At 59.1% G+C, this 21042-nt stretch carries 18 protein-coding genes; 10 read left to right on the forward strand and 8 right to left on the reverse strand.

The genetic code is table 11. The annotated features are described in order from the left end of the window. Window positions 1-90: 90 nt before the first annotated feature. The 5 genes from ACA064_RS04225 to ACA064_RS04245 all read right to left on the reverse strand — a co-directional run bounded on the left by ACA064_RS04225 (window position 91) and on the right by ACA064_RS04245 (window position 7695). On the reverse strand, window positions 91-2901 hold the full coding sequence (locus ACA064_RS04225; protein ID WP_497672256.1) for an FAD-binding and (Fe-S)-binding domain-containing protein: 2811 nt from the start codon (window positions 2899-2901) through the stop codon (window positions 91-93). Then, window positions 2898-3569: a LutC/YkgG family protein gene (locus ACA064_RS04230; RefSeq protein ID WP_497672257.1), complete on the reverse strand. Its 672-nt coding sequence runs from the start codon at window positions 3567-3569 to the stop codon at window positions 2898-2900. Before ACA064_RS04230 ends, ACA064_RS04225 begins: the two co-directional genes overlap by 4 nt. Next, a complete protein-coding gene (locus ACA064_RS04235) occupies window positions 3569-5023 on the reverse strand; it encodes a LutB/LldF family L-lactate oxidation iron-sulfur protein (protein WP_497672258.1) in 1455 nt (484 codons plus the stop codon). Before ACA064_RS04235 ends, ACA064_RS04230 begins: the two co-directional genes overlap by 1 nt. Continuing rightward, window positions 5020-5844: a (Fe-S)-binding protein gene (locus ACA064_RS04240; protein ID WP_497672259.1), complete on the reverse strand. Its 825-nt coding sequence runs from the start codon at window positions 5842-5844 to the stop codon at window positions 5020-5022. The genes ACA064_RS04235 and ACA064_RS04240 overlap by 4 nt, the downstream gene beginning before the upstream one ends. Window positions 5845-6000: 156 nt before the next feature. Next, a complete protein-coding gene (locus ACA064_RS04245; protein WP_497672260.1) occupies window positions 6001-7695 on the reverse strand; it encodes a lactate permease LctP family transporter in 1695 nt (564 codons plus the stop codon). A gap of 262 nt (window positions 7696-7957) precedes the next feature. Here ACA064_RS04245 and ACA064_RS04250 point away from each other — a divergent pair, with 262 nt between their 5' ends. Further along, window positions 7958-8725, forward strand: a complete 768-nt coding sequence (locus tag ACA064_RS04250) for an FCD domain-containing protein (protein WP_497672261.1) — start codon at window positions 7958-7960, stop codon at window positions 8723-8725. Between the two features lie 141 nt (window positions 8726-8866). Here the strand turns inward: ACA064_RS04250 and smpB are convergent, their stop codons facing one another. Next, the gene (smpB, locus tag ACA064_RS04255; protein WP_150641000.1) at window positions 8867-9349 is read right to left on the reverse strand and encodes an SsrA-binding protein SmpB; all 483 of its coding nucleotides are present in this window, start codon (window positions 9347-9349) and stop codon (window positions 8867-8869) included. A gap of 118 nt (window positions 9350-9467) precedes the next feature. On the opposite strand from smpB, the gene ACA064_RS04260 reads away from it, so the two are divergent. The 3 genes from ACA064_RS04260 to ACA064_RS04270 are packed head-to-tail and all read left to right on the forward strand — an operon-like array spanning window position 9468 to window position 11620. Next, entirely contained in the window at window positions 9468-10871 is a 1404-nt protein-coding gene (locus ACA064_RS04260; RefSeq protein WP_497672262.1) for a sodium-dependent transporter, read from the forward strand. Between the two features lie 7 nt (window positions 10872-10878). Beyond that, on the forward strand, window positions 10879-11313 hold the full coding sequence (locus ACA064_RS04265) for a type II toxin-antitoxin system RatA family toxin (protein WP_497672263.1): 435 nt from the start codon (window positions 10879-10881) through the stop codon (window positions 11311-11313). Next, on the forward strand, window positions 11306-11620 hold the full coding sequence (locus tag ACA064_RS04270; protein WP_497672264.1) for an RnfH family protein: 315 nt from the start codon (window positions 11306-11308) through the stop codon (window positions 11618-11620). Before ACA064_RS04265 ends, ACA064_RS04270 begins: the two co-directional genes overlap by 8 nt. A gap of 64 nt (window positions 11621-11684) precedes the next feature. Here ACA064_RS04270 and ACA064_RS04275 read toward each other — a convergent pair whose 3' ends face one another. Then, window positions 11685-12212, reverse strand: coding sequence for an outer membrane protein assembly factor BamE (locus ACA064_RS04275; protein WP_497672265.1), 528 nt, complete (start codon window positions 12210-12212; stop codon window positions 11685-11687). Window positions 12213-12310: 98 nt separating this feature from the next. On the opposite strand from ACA064_RS04275, the gene fur reads away from it, so the two are divergent. Next, on the forward strand, window positions 12311-12715 hold the full coding sequence (gene fur / locus ACA064_RS04280) for a ferric iron uptake transcriptional regulator (protein ID WP_150641005.1): 405 nt from the start codon (window positions 12311-12313) through the stop codon (window positions 12713-12715). 57 nt (window positions 12716-12772) lie between these two features. Here fur and recN read toward each other — a convergent pair whose 3' ends face one another. Then, complete coding sequence (gene recN, locus ACA064_RS04285) at window positions 12773-14446, reverse strand: DNA repair protein RecN (protein ID WP_497672266.1); 1674 nt, start codon at window positions 14444-14446, stop codon at window positions 12773-12775. Between the two features lie 251 nt (window positions 14447-14697). Between recN and grpE the strand changes: the two genes are divergently transcribed. The 5 genes from grpE to carA all read left to right on the forward strand — a co-directional run bounded on the left by grpE (window position 14698) and on the right by carA (window position 20939). Further along, complete coding sequence (gene grpE / locus ACA064_RS04290; protein ID WP_497672267.1) at window positions 14698-15264, forward strand: nucleotide exchange factor GrpE; 567 nt, start codon at window positions 14698-14700, stop codon at window positions 15262-15264. A gap of 102 nt (window positions 15265-15366) precedes the next feature. After that, complete coding sequence (gene dnaK / locus ACA064_RS04295; protein WP_497672268.1) at window positions 15367-17283, forward strand: molecular chaperone DnaK; 1917 nt, start codon at window positions 15367-15369, stop codon at window positions 17281-17283. Between the two features lie 323 nt (window positions 17284-17606). Next, on the forward strand, window positions 17607-18731 hold the full coding sequence (gene dnaJ / locus ACA064_RS04300) for a molecular chaperone DnaJ (RefSeq protein WP_150641009.1): 1125 nt from the start codon (window positions 17607-17609) through the stop codon (window positions 18729-18731). Between the two features lie 10 nt (window positions 18732-18741). Further along, a complete protein-coding gene (gene dapB, locus ACA064_RS04305) occupies window positions 18742-19545 on the forward strand; it encodes a 4-hydroxy-tetrahydrodipicolinate reductase (protein ID WP_497672269.1) in 804 nt (267 codons plus the stop codon). A gap of 257 nt (window positions 19546-19802) precedes the next feature. Further along, a complete protein-coding gene (carA, locus tag ACA064_RS04310; RefSeq protein ID WP_497672270.1) occupies window positions 19803-20939 on the forward strand; it encodes a glutamine-hydrolyzing carbamoyl-phosphate synthase small subunit in 1137 nt (378 codons plus the stop codon). The last annotated feature ends 103 nt before the right edge of the window (window positions 20940-21042 follow it).

A 21042-nucleotide genomic window follows, 5' to 3' on the forward strand; every position in this document is an offset into this window, starting at 1 on the left:
CCGCACGCAGCAATTCAGTATTTTTTGCCGATTGAATGAAAAAGCAAAGAGCAGAAAGGGGCGAAATCGCCCCTTTTTAACAGCTCGCCCTCATGCGGAGCGTGCTTGAGTCACCCGGTCCACCAAGTAGACCAACCCGTGATAGTCGATCCCGCCATGCTGGCTCAGGCCGATTTCGCAGGTGCGGCTGGTGGAAATGCCTTCGCTGCAATGCTGCACCGCGTCCTTCAAGGTGCGCAGCGAGTGGGCATTCAATTCCGGCGTAGTGAAACCCTTGTCACCGGCAAAGCCACAGCAGTGAATACCTTCGGGGATGACCACGTTCTTGCTGCAACGCCGGGCCAGATCGATCAGTGCCTGGCTTTCCCCGAGATGCTGGGTGCTGCAGGTAACGTGCACTGCGATCGATTCTTCCTGAGGGGTGAAGTCGAGCCTGTCCATCAAGTGCGTGCGGATAAAACGCACCGGGTCGTACATATCCAGCCGCACCTCGCCGAGGTCTTGTACCAGGCGCAGGGTGCAGGGGCTGGTGTCGCAGTAGATCGGGTCAAGGCCGCCGCGGCTGGCGTGCAGCAGCGCGCCAATCATTTCCTGGCGTTTGTGTTCGGCTTGTTCCGCATAACCTTTGGAGGCAAACGGTTGACCGCAGCACAGGCTGTCCAGATTGTCAGGGAACACCACCTGGTAGCCGCCTTTTTCCAGCAGGCCGCGGGTTTTGTCATAGAGCGACATCTGTTCCTTGTCGCCCGCAGCTGGCCCCATGATCCGCGAGACGCAGGCCGCCAGATAGACCACCCTTGGACGTTGATCCGTCACCGTCGGGCTGAAGCGAATGGGCCGTTCCGGTTGCGGCATGGCGTTGGTCCATTGCGGAACCTTGCCTTTGGACATTTTGGTCACTGCCGCAGAGATCTTCGCCAGCCGCGGAGCACCCAACAACATCCGCGCACCGTTGGCCGCATGCAGGGTGAAGCGCGCACCTTGCAGCGCGGTTTCAAAGTGCGTACCCAGCCAGTCAGCGGTTTTGGTGTGAGTGGCGGTACGGCTGCGCAGTTTCTTCACCAGATCACCGGTGTTGATCCCGACCGGGCAGCGTTGCGCGCACAGGCCGGTGGCGGCGCAGGTGTCGAGGCCTTGATACTCGTAGGCTTGTTCCAACTCGGCGGTGTCGATGCCGGCGCGTTTTTTCGCCTGGATGTCGCGCCAGATCACGATGCGCTGACGCGGACTGAGGGTCAGGCCTTTTGACGGGCAGACCGGTTCGCAGAAACCGCACTCGATGCACTTATCCACAATCTCGTCGGCGGCGGGCAGCGGCTTGAGGTGCTTGAGGTGGATCTGCGGGTCTTCGCTGAGCACCACGTCCGGGTTGAGAATCCCGTTTGGATCGAGCAGGCGCTTGAGCTGCCACATCAACTGGTACGCATCGCTGCCCCATTCCAGTTCAACGAAGGGTGCCATGTTGCGGCCGGTGCCGTGTTCGGCTTTCAGCGAGCCGCCGAACTCCACTGCCACCAGTTGTGCGACGTCGTCCATGAAGGCCTGGTAGCGCGTGACTTCTTCGGGACTGTTGAAGCCTTGGGTGAAGACGAAATGCAGGTTGCCTTCCAGGGCATGGCCAAACAGGATCGCTTCGTCGTAGTGGTGCTTGTCGAACAGCTCGATCAAGCGGTTCACGCCGAGGGCCAGTTGTTCGACCGGGAAGGTCACGTCTTCGATGATCACCGTGGTGCCGGTTTTGCGCACCGCGCCGACAGCGGGGAAGGTGTCTTTGCGGATCGCCCAGAGTCTGGCGTTTTCCACCGGGTCTTCGGTGAAGTCGACCTGTTTTTCCACCGGGAACGCGACCAGCGAAGCCATGATCTGCGTCAGTTGTTCCTGCATCAGCTTTGAGGTGGCGGCGCGGGATTCGATCAGCAAGGCGCAAGCGTTGTCCGACAGTTGCCGGACGAAGGCCGGCATCCCGGGTTTGTCCTGCACCGAGCGCATGCTGCGGCGATCCAGCAGTTCGACCGCCGAGACCGGTTGGCTTTTCAGGACGCTGACGGCGTTGCAGCAGGTCTCGACATCGGGGAAGACGATCAGCGCCGAGGCTTTGTTCGGATGGTCGATCACGGTGTTGTAGGTCACCGCGCTGATAAAGCCGAGGGTGCCTTCGGAGCCGACCAGCAAGTGGCTGAGAATATCCAGCGGCTCATCGAAATCCACCAGGGCATTGAGTGACAGGCCGGTGGTGTTTTTCAGGCGGTATTTGTGGCGAATCCTTGCCGCCAGTTCGCTGTTGGCGCGGGTCTCGCGACCGAGGGTTGCCAGGCGTTCCAGCAGGTCTGCGTGACTGTCACGCAAGGCTGCGACGCTGGCCGCGTCTTCAGTATCGATACAGCTGCCGTCCGCCAGCACCAGGCGAATCCCCGCCAGGGTGTGATAGGTATTTTGCGCCGTGCCGCAGCACATGCCGCTGGCGTTGTTGGCCACAATGCCACCGATCTTGCAGGCGTTGATCGAGGCTGGGTCCGGGCCGATCTTGCGCCCGAACGGTGCCAGCCAGGCATTCGCCTGAGCGCCGATGACACCCGGTTGCAGGCGGATCTGCGTGCCTTGGCCACGGACTTCGCGACCGTTCCAGTTATCGCCGAGCACAATCAGCACCGAGTCGCTGATGGCCTGACCCGAGAGGCTGGTGCCAGCGGCGCGGAAGGTCACTGGAACCTGGTCACGTTGCGCCAGCTTGAGCAGGGCGACCACTTCGTCTTCGGACTCGACGCGAATCACCAGCTTGGGAATCAAGCGATAGAAGCTGGCGTCGGTGCCAAACGCGAGGGTCGAGAGCGGGTCGTCGAAGCGTCGATCCTGGGGAATCAGTTGCTGTGCATCACGCAGAAAAGCGGCCGGTAGACTCATTGGTCCTCCAGGATCAGCACGACCAGGTCTTTCGGGCCGTGAGCGCCGTAAGCCAGGATTTGTTCGATGTCGGCAGTCTTCGACGGGCCGGATACCAGCAAGGCGTTGGTCGGCATGCCTTGGGCCCAATTGAATTGCTGCTGCACTTGATAGAAGTTGTCATGGATTTCGCTGGCCTTGAGCAGGGCGAAATGCACCGGCGGCACCAGGCTCATCAAGCGCGGCTCTTCGCGGGTCGGCCAGATAATCAGGCTGCCGGTGGCGGCGATGGCGCCGAGGGTGGTGGTGAGGCTGGCCGGGGTGTCGTTGAACAACTCGGCTTTCCATTCTTCCACGGGGCGATCGTAGGCCTTGAGTGTGGGCAGCGTCGGATGTTGTGCCCAATGCTCGGTCACGCGCTGGCCGTGTGGCGTCGTCGGTGCGATCAGCAGGCTGGGCAGTTGGCGATCATGCAGCAATTGCGCGAGCAGTTCCGGCCAGGCCGTTTCGCAGGTCAGGTGGATTTCGGTGTGAACCGCTTCCATCAGTTTGCGCAGTTGAGCGATGCGCTGCTCCGGTGGATAGGTCCAGGGCTCGGTGACCAGCGCTTCGTCGAAGTTGTCGGCCAGCGGCGTAGTGCCGGTCAGACTGTTGCGCAGTTTGTTGAGGATATTCTGCTTGGCACTCATCAACGATCTCCCTGTTTGGCCAGGTGTTCGCGGGCCATGTCATGCAGTGAACGGGCGGCAGGCTTCGGCGCGCTGTGGTTTTGCGTCCAGGGGCCGACGTTACTTGGCGTCAGGGCGCGCAGGCGGGTGGCGCAGAAGATGAACAACCGATACAAGGTCGGCGAGGCGTTGAGCCGGGCCCAGGCGTTCCAGATAAAGCGTTCCTTGCGCGAGTACTTGCTGCCCTGACCGCGCATCACTTGATTGGGGCTGTCCGGGGCTTTGACGTTTTCTTCGCGCAGTCGGCGCAGCAATGCCGGGATTGGAATTTTCACCGGGCAGACTTCACCGCAGGCGCCGCACAAAGACGAGGCGCTCGGATGATCGGGAACTTTCGCCAGGCCGACCATGTGCGGGGTGATGATTTTGCCGATCGGGCCGGGGTAGACCTCGCCGTAGGCATGCCCACCGATGCGGGTGTAAACCGGGCAATGGTTCATGCAGGCGCCGCAGCGGATGCAGTTCAGGGTCTGGCGCAGTTCGCTGTCGGCAAAGGCCTGACTGCGACCGTTGTCCAGCAGCACCAGGTGTACTTCTTGCGGGCCGTCGAGTTCATGGGCCTTGCGCGGCCCGGAGATCATATTGACGTAGGTGGTGATCGGCTGGCCGAGGGCCGAGCGGGTCAGCAGCGAGAGCAGGGGAACCACGTCGCGCAGGTTCTCGACGACTTTCTCGATCCCGGTGACGGCAATATGCACTGGCGGCACGGTGGTCGACATGCGGCCGTTGCCTTCGTTCTCCACCAGCAGCAGGGTGCCGGTTTCGGCCACGGCGAAGTTGACGCCGGAGACGCCGATGTCTGCTTCGAAGAATTTCTGCCGCAAGACTTTGCGGCCGATCTGAATGAGTTGGTCAACGTCCTTGGTGTACTCCACGCCAAGTTTGTCGTGGAACAAGGACGCGACCTGACCGGCATTCTTGTGGATCGCCGGCATAATGATGTGTGAAGGCTTCTCGTGGTCGAGCTGGACGATGAATTCGCCCATGTCCGACTCCAGACATTCAATGCCTTGAGCCTCGAGGACATGGTTCATCTCCATCTCTTCGCTGACCATCGATTTGCCCTTGATCACTTGCCGCGCCTCGTGAGCCCGGATGATCGATAAGACGATGCCATTGGCCTCGTCCACCGTTTCCGCCCAGTGCACTGTCACACCGTTGCGGGTCAGGTTCTGTTCAAGCTGCTCGAGCAGATCGGGCAGCTTGGATAACGCACGAGCGCGGACGGCATTGCCCAGCGTTCGTAAATGTTCCCGTTCGTGAGCGTCGCTGAACGACGCCGCACGTTTACTCATCAGTGAATCCATCGCGCTGCGAAAGTTGTTTCGCAGTTGCGGGTCGGCCAGGGCCTCATGAGCCCGGGCACGAAAATCTTCTTCAATGGCAACCGTTGGAATCAGCGTCGAAGTGTTCATCGAGTACCTCCGGTACGCTGCCAGAGGAAGCTGGCCAGGTGTTGGCCGCGCAACGCTTCTTGCTGTTTTTCCAGCGAGCCATTGATGTTCATCAAACAGCCGCAGTCGGCACTCAGCACCTGGTGCGCGCCGGATTCCTTCAGCGCGCGAGTCTTGTCGATGACCATTGCGCCGGAAATGTCCGGCATTCGGACGCTGAAAGTCCCGCCAAAGCCACAGCATTCGCTCTCGTGGCTGTGTTCTACCCGTTCCACGTTGCTCAGCTGTGACAACAACTCACGCCCGTGCAAGTGGGTGTTCATTTCCCGCCGCGCCGAGCACGAGGTGTGCAACGCCACCTTCACCGGCTGGCCGCTGTCCTTGAGCTGCACCTTGCAGACAAACAACAGGAACTCGGCCAGTTCATAAGTTCGTGCCGCCAGGGCCTGAACCTGTTGCAGCGTGTCCGGCTCGTCCTTGAACAAGTCGGCATAGTGTTCCCGCAGCATTCCCGCGCAGGAGCCCGAAGGCACCACCACCGGATAGTCCCCGCTGAACAGCGCCAGTTGCGAGCGCGCCACCTGCCGTGCCTGCTCGGTGTAACCCGAGGTGTAGGCCGGTTGTCCGCAACAGCTTTGCCCTTGCGGATACTCGACACGAATACCTTCGCGCTCGAGCAAGTGAATCGCGTCCATCCCGGCTTCGGGGTAGAACAAGTCGACCACGCAGGTACCGAACAGGTAGACCCGCTGCGGTTTTTCGCTGGGGTACTGGCGCTGTTCGGGGATTGGCGGTGCGACGCGGGTCGCGTTCGGCACGGCGTTGTAAAAAAGCTCGCTCATCAGGCGTGTCTCCGGGTGGGCCCGGTTATCCGTCTGCGGCAGCGGCTGAAATATAAAGCGTGAAGCTTTCAGCAGCCTTGCAGACCGGGTTGTGAATAGCTGACGCCGGGGTCGTGGCCCGGCGTCGGTTTTTACCCTAAGAAGTGTGGCACTTAGTTAGTGCACCAGCATGCCGGTGAACCAGTAGGCTTGGGCCAGGGTGATCAGGCCGACAATGGTGGCGAAGAACAGGCTGTGCTTGAGGGTGAAGCGGAACAGGTCGGATTCCTTGCCCACCAGACCGGTCGCGGCGCAGGCCACGGCGATCGATTGCGGGGAAATCATCTTGCCGGTCACGCCGCCGCTGGTATTCGCCGCTACCAGCAAGACATCACTGACACCGATCTGGTGGGCGGTGGTGGCTTGCAGTGAGCTGAAGAGCGCGTTGGACGAGGTGTCTGAGCCGGTCAGGAACACGCCCAGCCAGCCGAGGAACGGCGAGAAGAACGGGAACGCTGCGCCAGTGCCGGCCAGTACCAGCGCCATGGTCGACGACATGCCCGAGTAGTTGGTAACGAAGGCGAAGGCCAGCACCATGCCGATGGACAGAATAGGCCAGCGCAACTCGTAGAAGGTTTCTTTTAAAGTGGTCAGACCAGTTTTGACGTGGATGTTCAGCACCCACATCGAGATCAGCGCGGAGAAGAAAATCGCCGTGCCGGTCGCCGAGATCGGGTCGAGCTTGAACACGGCCGGGATTGCGGTCGGTGCGGCGACGATCGGCGCGACCTTGATCACCAACTGGTCCAGGTGCGGGATAGCGATGTTGAACACCCAGCCGTACATCGAGCCGCCGGCGGCGAACATTGCCTTGAACGGTTTGAGGGTCCAGATGGTGACCAGTACAGTGAGGATCAGGAACGGCGACCAGGCCTTGAAAATTTCACCGAGGCTGTAAGGCGAAGCCACGGTACTGCGTGGCAGGCCGAAACCGCCGGCGCTGGCGCTCACCACGGAAGCCGAGACGGCACCGACGATGTGTTGGCCTGCGGCGCGCTTTGGCTGCCAGACTTTCAGGAACAGCGTCAGGGAGATCAGGCTGGCCAGGGCCGAGGTGATGTCCGGCAGTTCCGGGCCGATGAAGTTCGAGGTGAAGTACTGGGTGACGGCAAAGCTCAGCCCAGCCACCAGTGCCGCCGGCCAGGTTTCCCGCACGCCGCGCAGGCCGTCCATCATGAACACCAGCCAGAACGGCACGAACAGCGACAACAGCGGCAACTGGCGACCGGTCATGGCGCCGATCTTGAACGCGTCGATGCCGGTAACCTGCCCGGCGACGATGATCGGAATCCCCAAGGCACCAAATGCTACCGGCGCGGTGTTGGCGATCAGGCACAGGCCGGCGGCATACAGCGGATTGAAGCCCAGGCCGACCAACAGTGCAGCGGTAATGGCTACCGGAGCGCCGAAACCGGCGGCACCTTCAAGAAAGGCCCCGAAGCAGAAGCCGATCAGCAGTACCTGCAGGCGTTGATCGTCGGTAATCGACATCACCGAGCTGCGGATCACTTCGAACTGACCACTCTTGACCGTCAGTTTGTAGAGGAACACCGCGGCGACAATGATCCAGGCGATGGGCCACAGACCGTAGGCAAAGCCGTAGCCGGCAGCTGCGAACGCCATGTCGACCGGCATCTGGAAGGCAAAGATCGCCACCAGGATAGCCAGCACCAGGGTAATGCTCCCGGCGACGTGTCCTTTGAGACGGAACACGGCCAAGGCCAGGAAGAAAAATACGATGGGGATGACTGCCGCGAGAGCGGACCAGCCGAGACTGCCGAGCGGGCTGTAGAGCTGTTGCCAGGTTTGCATATGGGGTGGCCCCTAATTGTTGTTGGTCATGCACTGATAAGCGTTCTTGGTAAATTGGTAATACCAATTTACAATCGCTGTTGGCTAGGTTAAAAGCCTTATGAGTGTTGTGTCAATTTGTCGCCCTACGACTTTTGTCGAATGCCCGGCGCCAATGCCTGCTGATCGGGTCAATCGAACGTCGGCTGGAAGGTGCTGGCGCGGCGCCAATAGGCCAGAATAGAGACCCCCGACGAGAAGTCGGGATCGTGGAGAATGAGTTATGGGGTTTAATCAAATTCATCAGCGCCGTTTGTCTGACGATATTGTCGAGCGGCTCGAGGGGATGATTCTCGAGGGCACGCTGAAGGCTGGCGAGCGGCTGCCGGCCGAACGAACGCTGTCTGAGCAATTCGGCGTGTCTCGCCCGTCATTGCGCGAGGCGATCCAGAAGCTGGCGGCCAAAGGGTTGCTGGTCAGTCGCCAGGGCGGCGGCAATTATGTGGTGGAATCCCTGGGGTCGACCTTCAGCGATCCATTGCTTTATCTATTGGAAAACAACCCCGAAGCGCAACGCGATCTGCTGGAGTTTCGGCATACCCTCGAAGCGTCTTGTGCCTATTACGCGGCAATGCGGGCGACCGAGGTCGATCGCGAGCGCTTGACTGCCGCGTTCGACGAGTTGCAGGACTGCTACACGCGCTCGGATGAGGTGAGTCGGCTGGAGGAGGGCGCGGCTGACGCGAAATTTCATCTGGCGATTGCCGAGGCCAGTCATAACGCGGTGTTGCTGCACACCATTCGCGGTCTGTTCGATTTGCTCAAGCGCAACGTAGTGACCAACATCGGCGGCATGTACAAGCAGCGTACCGAAACCCGCGACATGCTGATCAGTCAGCACCGGGATTTGTATCAGGCAATTATCGAAGGGCGCGCGGAGCAGGCGCGGGAAGTCTCCAGCCGACATATTCTGTATGTGCAGGAAGTGCTGGAGGAAGTACGCCAGGAAGTGCTGCGCACGGCTCGGGCGGAGCGGCGCAAGGGGATGTAATCAGCGGGAACGCAAGAGATCGCAGCCTGCGGCAGCTCCTACGGATTTGCGTACAACCGATAAATCGGCTGAAACGCGGTCGGCGTAGGAGCTGCCGCCGGCTGCGATCTTTTCGGTCGCGCCACGGGTCAGGGCGAAAGACTAATCTTCCTTACCCTTGTTACGCACCGCACGCTGCAGCTCGCGATTGGAATCGCGCTCGCGTTCGGTATCGCGCTTGTCGTATTCCTTCTTGCCCTTGCCCAGAGCGATCTCGCACTTGACCATGTGCTTGCTCCAGTACCAGGACAGGCACACGCAGGCATAGCCTTTTTGCTGCACGGCAGCGGCCAGCTTTTCCAGCTCGCGCCGGTTGAGCAGCAATTTTCGGGTGCGGGTCGGATCCGCGATGACGTGGGTGCTGGCGGTCATCAGGGGCGTAATGTGGCTGCCGAGCAGCCAGGCTTCGTCATCCTTGAGCAGTACGTAACTGTCAACCAGTTGTAGCTTGCTTGCCCGCAGACTTTTTACTTCCCAGCCGGCCAGGACCAGACCAGCCTCGAAACGGTGTTCGATGAAGTAATCGTGTCGCGCCTTTTTATTTTGCGCGATGGTCCCTGTTGGGTGTTTCTTTTGTTTAGCCATAGGGGCGGCATTATAGGGAGTTGCACGCCAGTCGGCTACGGTGAAGCTGCGTGCTTGAGCACCTTGAGTGAATCCCGGACAATGCGCCCTCTTTTTTGATCGCTTGGGCGTGTTAACGATGTCGACAGACAAGGTTTCTGTCCACGGCGGATGGGCTAGCCGCTGGGTCTTTATACTCGCTGCAACCGGATCGGCCGTGGGCCTGGGTAGTATCTGGAAGTTTCCCTACATGGTCGGCGTCTACGGCGGTGGTGCGTTCGTACTGGTGTTTCTGGCCTGTATCGCGCTGATCGGCGTGCCAGTAATGCTCGCCGAAACCCTGATCGGTCGACGCGCCCGGCAAAGCCCGGCCAATGCCCTGAAGGTGCTGGCGCTGGAGGCAGGGCACTCTGGCAAGTGGTCCTGGGGCGCTTTCGCCGGAATGATCACTGCATTGCTGATCCTGTCTTTCTATAGCGTAGTGGGCGGCTGGTCGCTGGACTACATCATCGATATGGGCCGTGGCGACTTCCAGGGAGTTACGGCCGATCAGGTCGGGGCGTATTTCGGTGGAGTGATAGCCGACCCTTGGCGCCTGACACTTTGGCATACGATTTTTATGCTGCTCTCGGCGGTGGTGATCGCCAAGGGTGTGGTTGCCGGGCTGGAGCGCAGCCTGCGGATCATGATGCCACTGCTCTTTGTGATGCTGGTGATCCTGTTGGGCTACAGCCTGACCACCGGGCATTTCATGGAAGGTGTGCATTTCATGTTCGACTTCAATCCGGACAAGCTGCTCGATGGCTTGCTGCCCGCCATGGGCCACGCGTTTTTCTCGCTGAGCGTGGGGGTCGGCTCGATCATGATCTACGGCGCTTATATGCCGAAGAGCTCGTCGATTTCCGGGACTATTGTCGGCGTGGCGCTACTGGATACCTTTGTCTCGCTGCTGGCGGGGCTGGCCTTGTTTCCGATTGTTTTTGCCGCGGGCTTGAACCCCAGTGAAGGGCCAGGGCTGATGTTCGTCAGCTTGCCATTCGCCTTTGGTAATGTGGCATTCGGGCAATTGATGGGCGTGATTTTCTTCATTCTGGTGGCCATCGCCGCCTGGAGTTCGGCGATTTCGCTGCTGGAGCCGATGGTGGCGTATCTGGTTGAACAGACTAGAATCCGCCGCGGCTGGGTGACGTTCTGGCTGGCGTTTATCTGCTGGTTTGTGGGTCTGGGGACGGTTTTTTCGTTCAATATCTGGCAGCAAGCCAAGTTTTTCGTGAACGATGATGCAGGTTTTCATCTCTATCAATGGGGTGCGGCCAGCGGTCTGGACTTCTTTGGGGTAATCGATTTCTTCACCTCGCGAGTCATGTTGCCTCTCGGTGGTTTGTGTTTCGTGGTATTTGCCGGGTGGGTGATGGGGCGCGAGGCTGTCCGTGATGAGCTGTCGATCCGCAGCCCGCTGCTGTTCACCCTGACCTTGTTTTTGATGCGCTATGTGGCGCCAATCGGCATTCTTGTAGTGTTTGCCGCCCAGCTGTGGAAGTGACGCTGACATGACGACACATATTCAACGTTCGGCCCTGCTGCCTTATCCGGCGCAAGCCCTGTATGACCTGGTCAATGATGTGGCGCGTTACCCGGAGTTCTTGCCCTGGTGCTCTTCTGCCGAAGTGCTGGAAGCCAGCGACGAACATATGCGCGCCAGTCTTGCTGTCGCCAAAGGCGGGTTCAGCCAGCATTTCGTTACGAGCAACTCCTTGGTCCCGGGGCATTCGATTGAAATGAATCTGGAAGAAGGCCCGTTCAACCAGCTGCACGGAGTCTGGGTGTTCAAGCCATTGGGTGAGAAGGCCTGCAAGATCAGTCTGGATCTGGCCTTCGACTATGCAGGTCCCATCGTCCGGGCAACCTTGGGGCCGTTGTTCAACCAGGCTGCCAACACCCTGGTCGACGCTTTCTGCCAGCGCGCCAAGCAGTTGCATGGTTGAGTCATTGATTGAGGTCGAGGTGGTGTATGCCGCGGTCGACCGTCAGGTCTTGCTCAAGGCGAGTGTTGCGGTGGGGACTACGCTGCGTGCGGCCTTGTTGATTTCGGGCATTGGTGCTCGGTTTCCCGAGCTGGATCTGGCGAACTGTCCTCTGGGGATCTTCGGCAAAGTGGTCACTGATCCGGACAGTCGTGCGGTGCAGGCAGGTGATCGAATCGAAATATATCGCCCGCTGCTGGCGGACCCGAAAGAAGTTCGCCGATTGCGGGCCGCCAAAGCTGCATTAGCCAAAGCACGAGATCAATAGTCTTCATCAAAAATCGCAGGCAACAAAAAGCCCGGACATGCCGGGCTTTTTGTTGTGTCGCAAATTATTGCGGCGAGGTTTCCAGTGCATCTGGAGTCGGGACCGGAACGGTTTCTACACCGTCCACATCCTTCTGGATCTGATCCAGCAGCGAGCCTGGTTTGACCGGTTTCTCTGGTTTCGGTTTTTCGACGTTTTCCGCCGGGGCAGTCGCCGGCGTGGCAGCTTCCTTGCCAAGGATGGCTTCGTCACGGCTTACGCCCGGCATGAAATCACCTGACAGACTGGCGAGTTGATCATTGGAATTGAAGATGACGCTGATGCGTTCCTGTTGGCGTTCACCGCCTCCAGGCTGCAGGCTATATAGATAATCCCAGCGATCGGCATGGAATGTGTCGGTCAGCAGAGGGTTGCCCATGATAAACCGTACTTGCCGGCGGGTCATTCCCGGGCGTAACTGGTCTATCATGTCCTGCGTGACGACATTGCCCTGCTGGATGTCGATTTTGTAAACCCCGGGGAATGAACAACCGGCGAGTGCGAGCAGTCCCACGAAGGTGAAACTGGTTAGCAGGAGCTTGGTTTTTTGCATCGGTGGGCGACTTCCACTATCTTGGCTGGGACAACGTAAACCCCGATCATACCCGCATTAAGAGAAGCTGCGAAGCAGCATCCGCGAGAAAGCTGACCATGGTTGAAAATAGCGAACTACGTAAAGCAGGCCTGAAAGTGACCCTGCCACGGGTCAAAATTCTACAAATGCTCGATTCCGCTGAGCAGCGACACATGAGTGCCGAAGATGTTTACAAGGCGCTGATGGAAGCTGGCGAGGATGTCGGTCTGGCCACGGTTTACCGTGTTCTGACTCAGTTTGAAGCCGCTGGGCTGGTGGTTCGCCATAATTTTGATGGCGGTCACGCGGTATTCGAACTGGATGACGGCAAGCACCATGACCATATGGTCAACGTGGAGACCAGTGAAGTGATCGAATTCTTCGACGAAGAAATCGAGAAGCTGCAAAAAGCGATCGTCGAGAAGCATGGCTTCGAGATGGTCGACCATAATCTGGTGCTGTACGTGCGCAAGAAAAAGTAAGCAAGCTGCAATATGATCGAAGGCGACCTCAGGGTCGCCTTCGTGCGTTCTGCCGTCCTAAATTTTGCTGACGATAACCATTTTTTTTGCGTGCGCCAGGGACTCCTTGGTCAGATCGATGCCGCCCAGCATGCGCGCCACTTCCTCGACCCGTTTGGTCTTGCCCAGTTTGGACACCGCCGTGTGGGTGGCATCGCTGCCGCGTACCTTGTGCACGAAAAGGTGTTGATGGCCCTGGGCGGCCACTTGCGGCAAGTGGGTGACGGTCAGGACCTGCCCGCGCTCGCCAAGCCGACGCAGCAGTTGGCCGACAATCTCGGCAGTTGGCCCGCCGATACCGACGTCCACTTCGTCGAACACCAGTGTTGGCACGCGAGAGGTTTGCGCGGTGATGACCTGGATGGCCAGGCTGATCCGCGAGAGCTCACCGCCGGACGCCACTTTGGCCAGTGCCTTGAGCGGCTGTCCGGGGTTGGCGCTGACCAGCAGCTCTACTTGCTCCAGGCCATGGGGTAGCAGCTCATTGCTGCTGTTGGGGTGCAGCTCGATAGTGAAGCGTCCGCCGGGCATGCCCAGGCGCTGGATCTCGATTTCGACGGCACTGGCCAGGTTGCCTGCCGCTTGTTGGCGCAAATCGCTCAGCGCCCTGGCTTTCTCCTGGTAATGCCGGGCGTAGGACGCCAGTTCGTCAGCCAATCGCTCGGTGGATTCGTCGTTGGCGTTCAGTGTTTCGATCTCGTCCAGTAGCTTTTGCTGCATATCAACCACTTCGGTGGGCTGGATGCGGTGTTTGCGGGCCAGGGTGTAGATCGAATCGAGGCGCTCCTCGAGTTGCTGGAGGCGCGCCGGATCAGCGTCGAAGTGGTCGAGAAACCGATTCAGTTCGCCGACGGCTTCTTCAACCTGAATCTGCGCGCTGGTCAGCAGATCGGTGGCTTCGCCCAGGGCGCCTGTCGAATTGTTCACGCTCGAGAGGCGATTGAGGCTGACCGTCAGGGCATTGAGCACATTCCCTGAATCACTTTCGCTGCACTGTTCGACCACCTGCCGACAAATCCCCAGCAGGGTTTCGGCATTGGTCAGGTTCTTGTGTTCTTGCTCCAGCTGTTCCAGTTCATTCTCGCCAAGGCCGAGGTTTTCCAGCTCTTCGAGTTGGTAGCTGAGCAATTGGTGCCGGGCGCGCTGTTCATCGCCTGAATTGGAGAGTCGTTCCAGTTCCTGGCGGGTCTGGCGCCAGCGCTGGGCGGCGAGATGAACCTGGCGAGCCAGGTCCGTGGCGCCGGCGTATTCATCGAGCAGGCGACGATGGGTGTCGGTTTTCAGTAGGGACTGGTGTTCATGCTGGCTGTGAATGTCAATCAGCAGTTCGCCGAGGGCTTTCAGGTCGCCGAGCGGGCAGGGGCTGCCGTTTATATAGCCGCGTGAACGCCCTTCGGCAGTGATCACCCTGCGCAGGATGCACGGGCCGTCGTTGTCGAGGTCGCGCTCGGCGAGCCAGGCGCTGGCTTCCGGAATGTCCGCCAGATCGAAAGTGGCCAGGATGTCGGCCTTGTCGGCACCCGGACGAACCACGCCGCTGTCGGCGCGATCACCGAGGGTCAGGCCCAGGGCGTCGAGCATGATCGACTTGCCGGCGCCGGTTTCGCCTGTGATTACGCTCATCCCGCGATCCAGTTCCAGATCGAGATGTTCAACGATGGCGTAGTTATGTACAGACAGGTGCACCAGCATAGAGGCCGCTCCCAGGCGTTAGGTCTGGTTATTTATACAGTGTTTTGATTCTGGCTGACAATGCCTTCCCTTAGCTCGATTTGCTTGGATATCAATATTTTTTAGCTCACTCGGGAATGGCAATGTCCGGGCGATTTGAAGGGTTAAGGGCTTTTGCCACTCTGCCAGCCCTTGAACCTGAAAATTGCGACCCCATATACCGGGGCAGAAGCGCGAGTTGAGCTCGCGGACGAAATTGAAAGGAGAAATCTATGGCTGACGAACAGACGCTGGATACGCAAAACCTCGACGCCGATCAGGCTCCCCAGGATTCGGGTGATGACCTGGTGGCTCGTGTGCAACTGCTCGAAGAGCAACTGGCTGGCGCCCATGATCAGGCTTTGCGTGTTGCTGCCGATCTGCAGAACGTCCGCCGTCGCGCCGAGCAGGACGTGGAGAAAGCCCACAAGTTCGCGCTGGAAAAATTTGCTGGCGATCTGCTGCCGATTATCGACAGCCTCGAGCGTGGTCTGGAGCTGTCCAGCCCCGACGACGAAAGCATTCGCCCGATGCGTGAAGGGATCGAGCTGACCCTGAAAATGTTCCAGGACACCCTGAAGCGTTATCACCTGGAGGCGATCGACCCGGAAGGTGAACCCTTCAATGCCTCGCAGCACCAGGCGATGGCCATGCAGGAAAGCGCCGACGTCGAACCGAACAGTGTGCTCAAGGTGTTTCAAAAGGGTTATCAGCTTCATGGTCGCTTGCTGCGTCCGGCCATGGTTGTGGTCAGCAAGGCGCCTGCAGCGGTTTCGCCTTCGATTGACGAACAGGCTTGAAATTAGCAGCAAGACCCCCATTTAGAAGTCAAGCGTTTAAGTGCTACCGCAGTTAGCCACCACTGCTGCGGCAACCAAATCCAAAGTTTAGGGAGAGTTAACATGGGCAAAATCATCGGTATCGACCTGGGGACCACCAACTCCTGCGTCTCCGTGCTTGAAAACGGCAAAGCCAAAGTTATCGAAAATGCTGAAGGCGCGCGTACCACGCCGTCGATCGTTGCCTATGCCAACGACGGTGAAATCCTGGTTGGTCAGTCGGCCAAACGTCAGGCAGTGACCAATCCGCACAACACCCTGTACGCGGTGAAGCGTTTGATCGGTCGTCGTTTCGACGAAGAAGTCGTGCAGAAAGATATCCAGATGGTCCCCTACAAGATCGTCAAGAATGACAACGGTGACGCCTGGGTCGAAGTCAACGGCCAGAAAATGTCGCCTCCGCAGATTTCGGCTGAAATCCTGAAGAAAATGAAGAAAACCGCCGAAGACTATCTCGGCGAGACCGTGACCGAAGCGGTGATCACCGTTCCGGCGTACTTCAACGACAGCCAGCGTCAAGCTACCAAAGATGCCGGTCGCATCGCCGGTCTGGACGTAAAACGTATCATCAACGAACCGACCGCAGCCGCTCTGGCTTACGGTATGGACAAGGCCAAGGGCGATCACACCGTGATCGTTTATGACCTGGGTGGCGGTACTTTCGACGTTTCCGTGATCGAAATCGCGGAAGTCGATGGCGAGCACCAGTTCGAAGTGTTGTCCACCAACGGTGACACCTTCCTTGGCGGTGAAGACTTCGACATTCGTCTGATCGACTACCTGGTTGACGAATTCAAGAAAGAAAGCGGCATGAACCTCAAGGGTGACCCGCTGGCAATGCAGCGCCTGAAAGAAGCTGCTGAAAAAGCCAAGATTGAGCTGTCTTCGAGCCTGCAGACCGACGTCAACCTGCCGTACATCACTGCAGATGCGACCGGTCCAAAGCACTTGAACGTGAAAATCTCCCGCGCCAAGCTCGAAGCGCTGGTTGAAGACCTGGTGCAGCGCACTATCGAACCTTGCCGCATTGCGCTCAAGGATTCCGGTATCGACGTTGGCGCGATCAACGACGTGATCCTGGTCGGCGGTCAGACCCGTATGCCACTGGTTCAGAAGCTGGTGACCGAGTTCTTCGGTAAAGAAGCACGTAAAGACGTTAACCCGGACGAAGCGGTAGCCATGGGTGCTGCTATCCAGGGCGCGGTATTGGCCGGTGATGTGAAAGACGTTCTGCTGCTCGACGTCAGCCCGCTGACTCTGGGTATCGAAACCATGGGCGGCGTGATGACTGCGCTGATCGAGAAAAACACCACGATTCCTACCAAGAAATCCCAGGTGTTCTCGACTGCCGATGACAACCAGGGCGCAGTGACCATTCACGTACTGCAAGGCGAGCGTAAGCAAGCCGCGCAGAACAAGTCCCTGGGCAAGTTCGACCTGGCCGAGATTCCACCGGCTCCACGTGGCGTGCCGCAAATCGAAGTGACCTTCGACATCGATGCCAACGGTATCCTGCACGTAGGCGCCAAAGACAAGGCCACCGGCAAGACTCAGTCGATCGTGATCAAGGCCAACTCCGGTCTGTCCGAGGAAGAAATTCAGCAGATGATTCGTGATGCTGAAGTCAACGCCGACGAAGATCGCAAGTTCGAAGAGCTGGCCAGTTCCCGTAACCAGGGCGACGCGCTGGTTCACTCGACTCGCAAAATGATCGCGGACGCTGGCGACAAAGTGACCGCGGAAGAGAAAACCTCGATCGAAGCGGCGCTGGTTGCCCTTGAAGCTGCTGTCAAAGGCGACGACAAGGCGCTGATCGAAGCCAAGGTTGAAGAGCTGTCCAAGTTGTCGGCTCCGATTGCTCAGAAAATGTATGCCGAGCAAACCAATCCTGCAGACGCGGCGGCCAAGCCAGCTGAATCGGCTGAAAAAGCTGACGACGTTGTCGATGCCGAGTTCGAAGAAGTCAAAGACCACAAATAAGTAGCTTGTTGGTCGGCCGGTTGACTGCGATTAAGTGGTGACTGGTAGGATGTCGCCGCGCGGGAGCTTGCTCCCGCGTTGGCGCGTCTGGAGTAAGCGAATTTTTACAGCATGCGACAACGCTCGGGTGCTGGCGGTACGGTCGGGGATGCTCCTGCTTTCCGGTCGATAGTTATCGCACCCGCTGGCCAGTTTTCTGGCTGCAAATCAAAGACCAGGATCGTTGAATTGACGTGAGTTGGGTCCGGGCCTGTATTGGGGCTCAACGAGTTTGGCGAGGCTCAGGAGGGGTTTGCCGAACGTCCTTAAGAGTGCAAAGACTTATGGCAAAGCGTGACTATTACGAAGTGTTGGGTGTGGAGCGCGGCTCCAGCGAGACGGACCTGAAGAAGGCTTACCGTCGCCTGGCGATGAAGCACCACCCGGACCGTAATCCCGATGACAAAGCATCGGAAGATATGTTCAAAGAGGCTAACGAGGCCTACGAAGTACTGTCCGATTCCAGCAAGCGCGCGGCCTACGATCAGTACGGTCATGCGGGCCTTGACCCGAGCATGGGCGGCGGCGGTGCCGGTTTTGGCGGTCAGAATTTCTCGGACATCTTTGGTGATGTCTTCAGTGACTTCTTCGGTGGGGCGCGCGGTGGTGCTCGTGGCGGCGCGCAGCGCGGCAGCGATCTGCGTTACACCCTGGAGCTGAACCTGGAAGAAGCGGTGCGCGGCACGACCGTGAATATCCGCGTTCCGACACTGGTCAATTGCAAGCCGTGCGATGGTTCCGGGGCCAAGAAAGGTTCCTCGCCTATCACCTGCCCGACCTGTGGCGGTATCGGTCAGGTACGCATGCAGCAAGGTTTCTTCTCGGTGCAGCAAACCTGCCCGCGCTGCCATGGCCAGGGCAAGATCATTGCCGATCCGTGCGACTCCTGCCATGGGCAAGGTCGCGTCGAAGAGTCCAAGACCCTATCGGTAAAAGTGCCGGCTGGTGTTGATACCGGCGACCGTATTCGCCTGTCTGGCGAAGGCGAGGCGGGTGCCCAGGGTGGGCCGACCGGCGACCTGTATGTGGTGATCAATGTGCGTGAGCACGCGATCTTCCAGCGCGACGGCAAGCATCTGTTCTGCGAAGTGCCGATCAGCTTCGTTGACGCGGCCCTGGGTGGCGAGCTGGAAATTCCGACCCTGGATGGTCGGGTCAAGCTGAAGATTCCTGAAGGCACGCAAACCGGCAAGCAGTTCCGGGTTCGTGGCAAAGGCGTTGCGCCAGTGCGTGGTGGCGGTGCCGGCGACTTGATGTGCCGTGTCGCAGTCGAGACTCCGGTCAATCTGGGGCGTCGTCAGCGTGAGTTGCTGGAAGAGTTCCGCAGTTCCCTGGCCGACGACAACAGCCATTCACCGAAAACCACCGGCTGGTTCGAAGGCGTGAAGCGTTTCTTCGGCGATTTGTAAGGAGCAAGGCATGCGACGTATAGCTGTGATGGGCGCTGCTGGGCGCATGGGCAAGACCTTGATCGAAGCCGTGCAGCAAACGCCGGGTGCCGGTCTGACCGCTGCTGTGGATCGCCCGGACAGTTCGCTGGTCGGCGCTGATGCGGGCGAGTTGGCTGCGCTGGGTCGTATCGGTGTGCCGCTGTCGGGTGATCTGGATCGGGTGGTCGATGAGTTCGACGTGCTGATCGACTTCACTCACCCGACGGTGACCCTGAAGAACCTGGCGTTCTGCCGCAAGGCCGGCAAGGCCATGGTCATCGGCACCACCGGCTTCACTGTCGAAGAGAAGCAGTTGCTGGCCGAAGCGGGCAAAGACATTCCAATCGTCTTTGCCGCAAACTTCAGCGTAGGTGTCAATCTTTGCCTGAAACTGCTCGATACCGCGGCCCGGGTGCTGGGTGATGACGTCGATATCGAAATCACCGAAGCGCATCACCGGCATAAAGTCGACGCGCCGTCCGGCACTGCAGTGCGCATGGGCGAAGTGATTGCCGATGCCCTGGGGCGCGACCTCAAGGAAGTGGCGGTTTACGGTCGTGAAGGCCAGACCGGTGCGCGTGATCGGCAGACCATCGGTTTTGCCACCATTCGTGCTGGCGATATCGTCGGTGATCACACCGTGCTGTTCGCAGCCGACGGTGAGCGCCTGGAGATCACTCACAAGGCTTCCAGTCGCATGACCTTTGCCAAGGGTGCGGTGCGGGCTGCGTTGTGGCTGGATGGTCGTGAGGCCGGCCTGTATGATATGCAGGATGTGCTTGATCTGCGCTGAGATGCATCCAAAACAGGGTTCAGGCAAGTGCTTGAGCCCTGTTTTATCCCGCTAAGCGATGTTCTGTCGCATTCCTCTGCCTTTAGGGCTCATTAGCGGTAGACCAAAAAAGCCTTTTTCTGTAAGCTACAGCTTTAGTGTGTCCACTAAAAGCGCGCAGATAATTCGATGAAGAAGCGGGGTGACGTGTCTATACGTCATTCCGCTTTTTTGCAACCTGCGATCGCCCTTTCAGGCTTTATTTACGGGAGGTCTTCTTGACTAAGCCAGCCATACTCGCCCTTGCTGATGGCAGCATTTTTCGCGGCGAAGCCATTGGAGCCGACGGTCAAACCGTTGGTGAGGTGGTGTTCAACACCGCCATGACCGGCTATCAGGAAATCCTTACCGATCCTTCCTACGCCCAACAGATAGTTACCCTGACATACCCGCACATCGGTAATACCGGCACCACGCCGGAAGATGCCGAGTCCGACCGCGTCTGGTCGGCTGGCCTGGTCATCCGTGACCTGCCGCTGGTGGCGAGCAACTGGCGTAACACGATGTCACTGTCCGATTACCTGCAAGCCAACAATGTTGTGGCAATCGCCGGTATCGACACTCGCCGCCTGACACGCATCCTGCGTGAGAAAGGCGCGCAGAACGGCTGCATCATGGCCGGCGACAACATTTCCGACGAAGCAGCCATCGCTGCTGCGCGTGGTTTCCCTGGCCTCAAAGGCATGGACCTGGCGAAAGTCGTCAGCACCAAAGAGCAGTACGAGTGGCGCTCCACTGTCTGGGATCTGAAAACCGACAGCCACGCGACTATCGACGCCTCCGAGCTGCCGTACCACGTGGTTGCCTACGACTACGGCGTCAAGGTCAACATCCTGCGCATGCTGGTCGAGCGCGGTTGCCGTGTAACCGTGGTGCCGGCGCAAACCCCGGCCAGCGAAGCCCTGGCACTCAAGCCGGACGGCGTGTTCCTGTCCAACGGTCCTGGTGATCCGGAGCCTTGCGACTACGCGATCCAGGCGATCAAGGACATTCTGAAAACCGAGATCCCGGTGTTCGGCATCTGCCTCGGTCACCAGTTGCTGGCCCTGGCTTGCGGCGCCAAGACTGTGAAAATGGGTCACGGCCACCACGGTGCCAACCACCCGGTGCAGGATATGGACTCCGGTGTCGTGATGATCACCAGCCAGAACCACGGTTTTGCGGTGGACGAAGCGACCCTGCCAGCCAACGTTCGGGCGATCCACAAATCGCTGTTCGACGGCACCCTGCAAGGCATCGAGCTCACCGACAAGAACGCATTCAGCTTCCAGGGTCACCCTGAAGCGAGTCCGGGCCCGAATGACGTGTCGCCATTGTTCGATCGCTTCATCGACGCCATGGCCAAGCGCCGCTAATCGCGCCTTGAGAATGTAGCGAAAAGGCGCCTGAGGCGAGCCCGGTAACCCCGGCGAATTTCCCTCAGGCACCTCGGAAAATGTTCAAGGCGGCCTCTCCTCC

The sequence above is a fragment of the Pseudomonas sp. LBUM1658 genome (genome assembly GCF_059716055.1).

Coding starts and splice junctions, on each gene's coding strand:
- ACA064_RS04225 (WP_497672256.1), bottom strand. CDS start 2,901: ATGAGTCTACCGGCCGCTTTTCTGCGTGATGCACAGCAACTGATTCCC.
- ACA064_RS04230 (WP_497672257.1), bottom strand. CDS start 3,569: ATGAGTGCCAAGCAGAATATCCTCAACAAACTGCGCAACAGTCTGACC.
- ACA064_RS04235 (WP_497672258.1), bottom strand. CDS start 5,023: ATGAACACTTCGACGCTGATTCCAACGGTTGCCATTGAAGAAGATTTT.
- ACA064_RS04240 (WP_497672259.1), bottom strand. CDS start 5,844: ATGAGCGAGCTTTTTTACAACGCCGTGCCGAACGCGACCCGCGTCGCA.
- ACA064_RS04245 (WP_497672260.1), bottom strand. CDS start 7,695: ATGCAAACCTGGCAACAGCTCTACAGCCCGCTCGGCAGTCTCGGCTGG.
- ACA064_RS04250 (WP_497672261.1), top strand. CDS start 7,958: ATGGGGTTTAATCAAATTCATCAGCGCCGTTTGTCTGACGATATTGTC.
- smpB (WP_150641000.1), bottom strand. CDS start 9,349: ATGGCTAAACAAAAGAAACACCCAACAGGGACCATCGCGCAAAATAAA.
- ACA064_RS04260 (WP_497672262.1), top strand. CDS start 9,468: ATGTCGACAGACAAGGTTTCTGTCCACGGCGGATGGGCTAGCCGCTGG.
- ACA064_RS04265 (WP_497672263.1), top strand. CDS start 10,879: ATGACGACACATATTCAACGTTCGGCCCTGCTGCCTTATCCGGCGCAA.
- ACA064_RS04270 (WP_497672264.1), top strand. CDS start 11,306: ATGGTTGAGTCATTGATTGAGGTCGAGGTGGTGTATGCCGCGGTCGAC.
- ACA064_RS04275 (WP_497672265.1), bottom strand. CDS start 12,212: ATGCAAAAAACCAAGCTCCTGCTAACCAGTTTCACCTTCGTGGGACTG.
- fur (WP_150641005.1), top strand. CDS start 12,311: ATGGTTGAAAATAGCGAACTACGTAAAGCAGGCCTGAAAGTGACCCTG.
- recN (WP_497672266.1), bottom strand. CDS start 14,446: ATGCTGGTGCACCTGTCTGTACATAACTACGCCATCGTTGAACATCTC.
- grpE (WP_497672267.1), top strand. CDS start 14,698: ATGGCTGACGAACAGACGCTGGATACGCAAAACCTCGACGCCGATCAG.
- dnaK (WP_497672268.1), top strand. CDS start 15,367: ATGGGCAAAATCATCGGTATCGACCTGGGGACCACCAACTCCTGCGTC.
- dnaJ (WP_150641009.1), top strand. CDS start 17,607: ATGGCAAAGCGTGACTATTACGAAGTGTTGGGTGTGGAGCGCGGCTCC.
- dapB (WP_497672269.1), top strand. CDS start 18,742: ATGCGACGTATAGCTGTGATGGGCGCTGCTGGGCGCATGGGCAAGACC.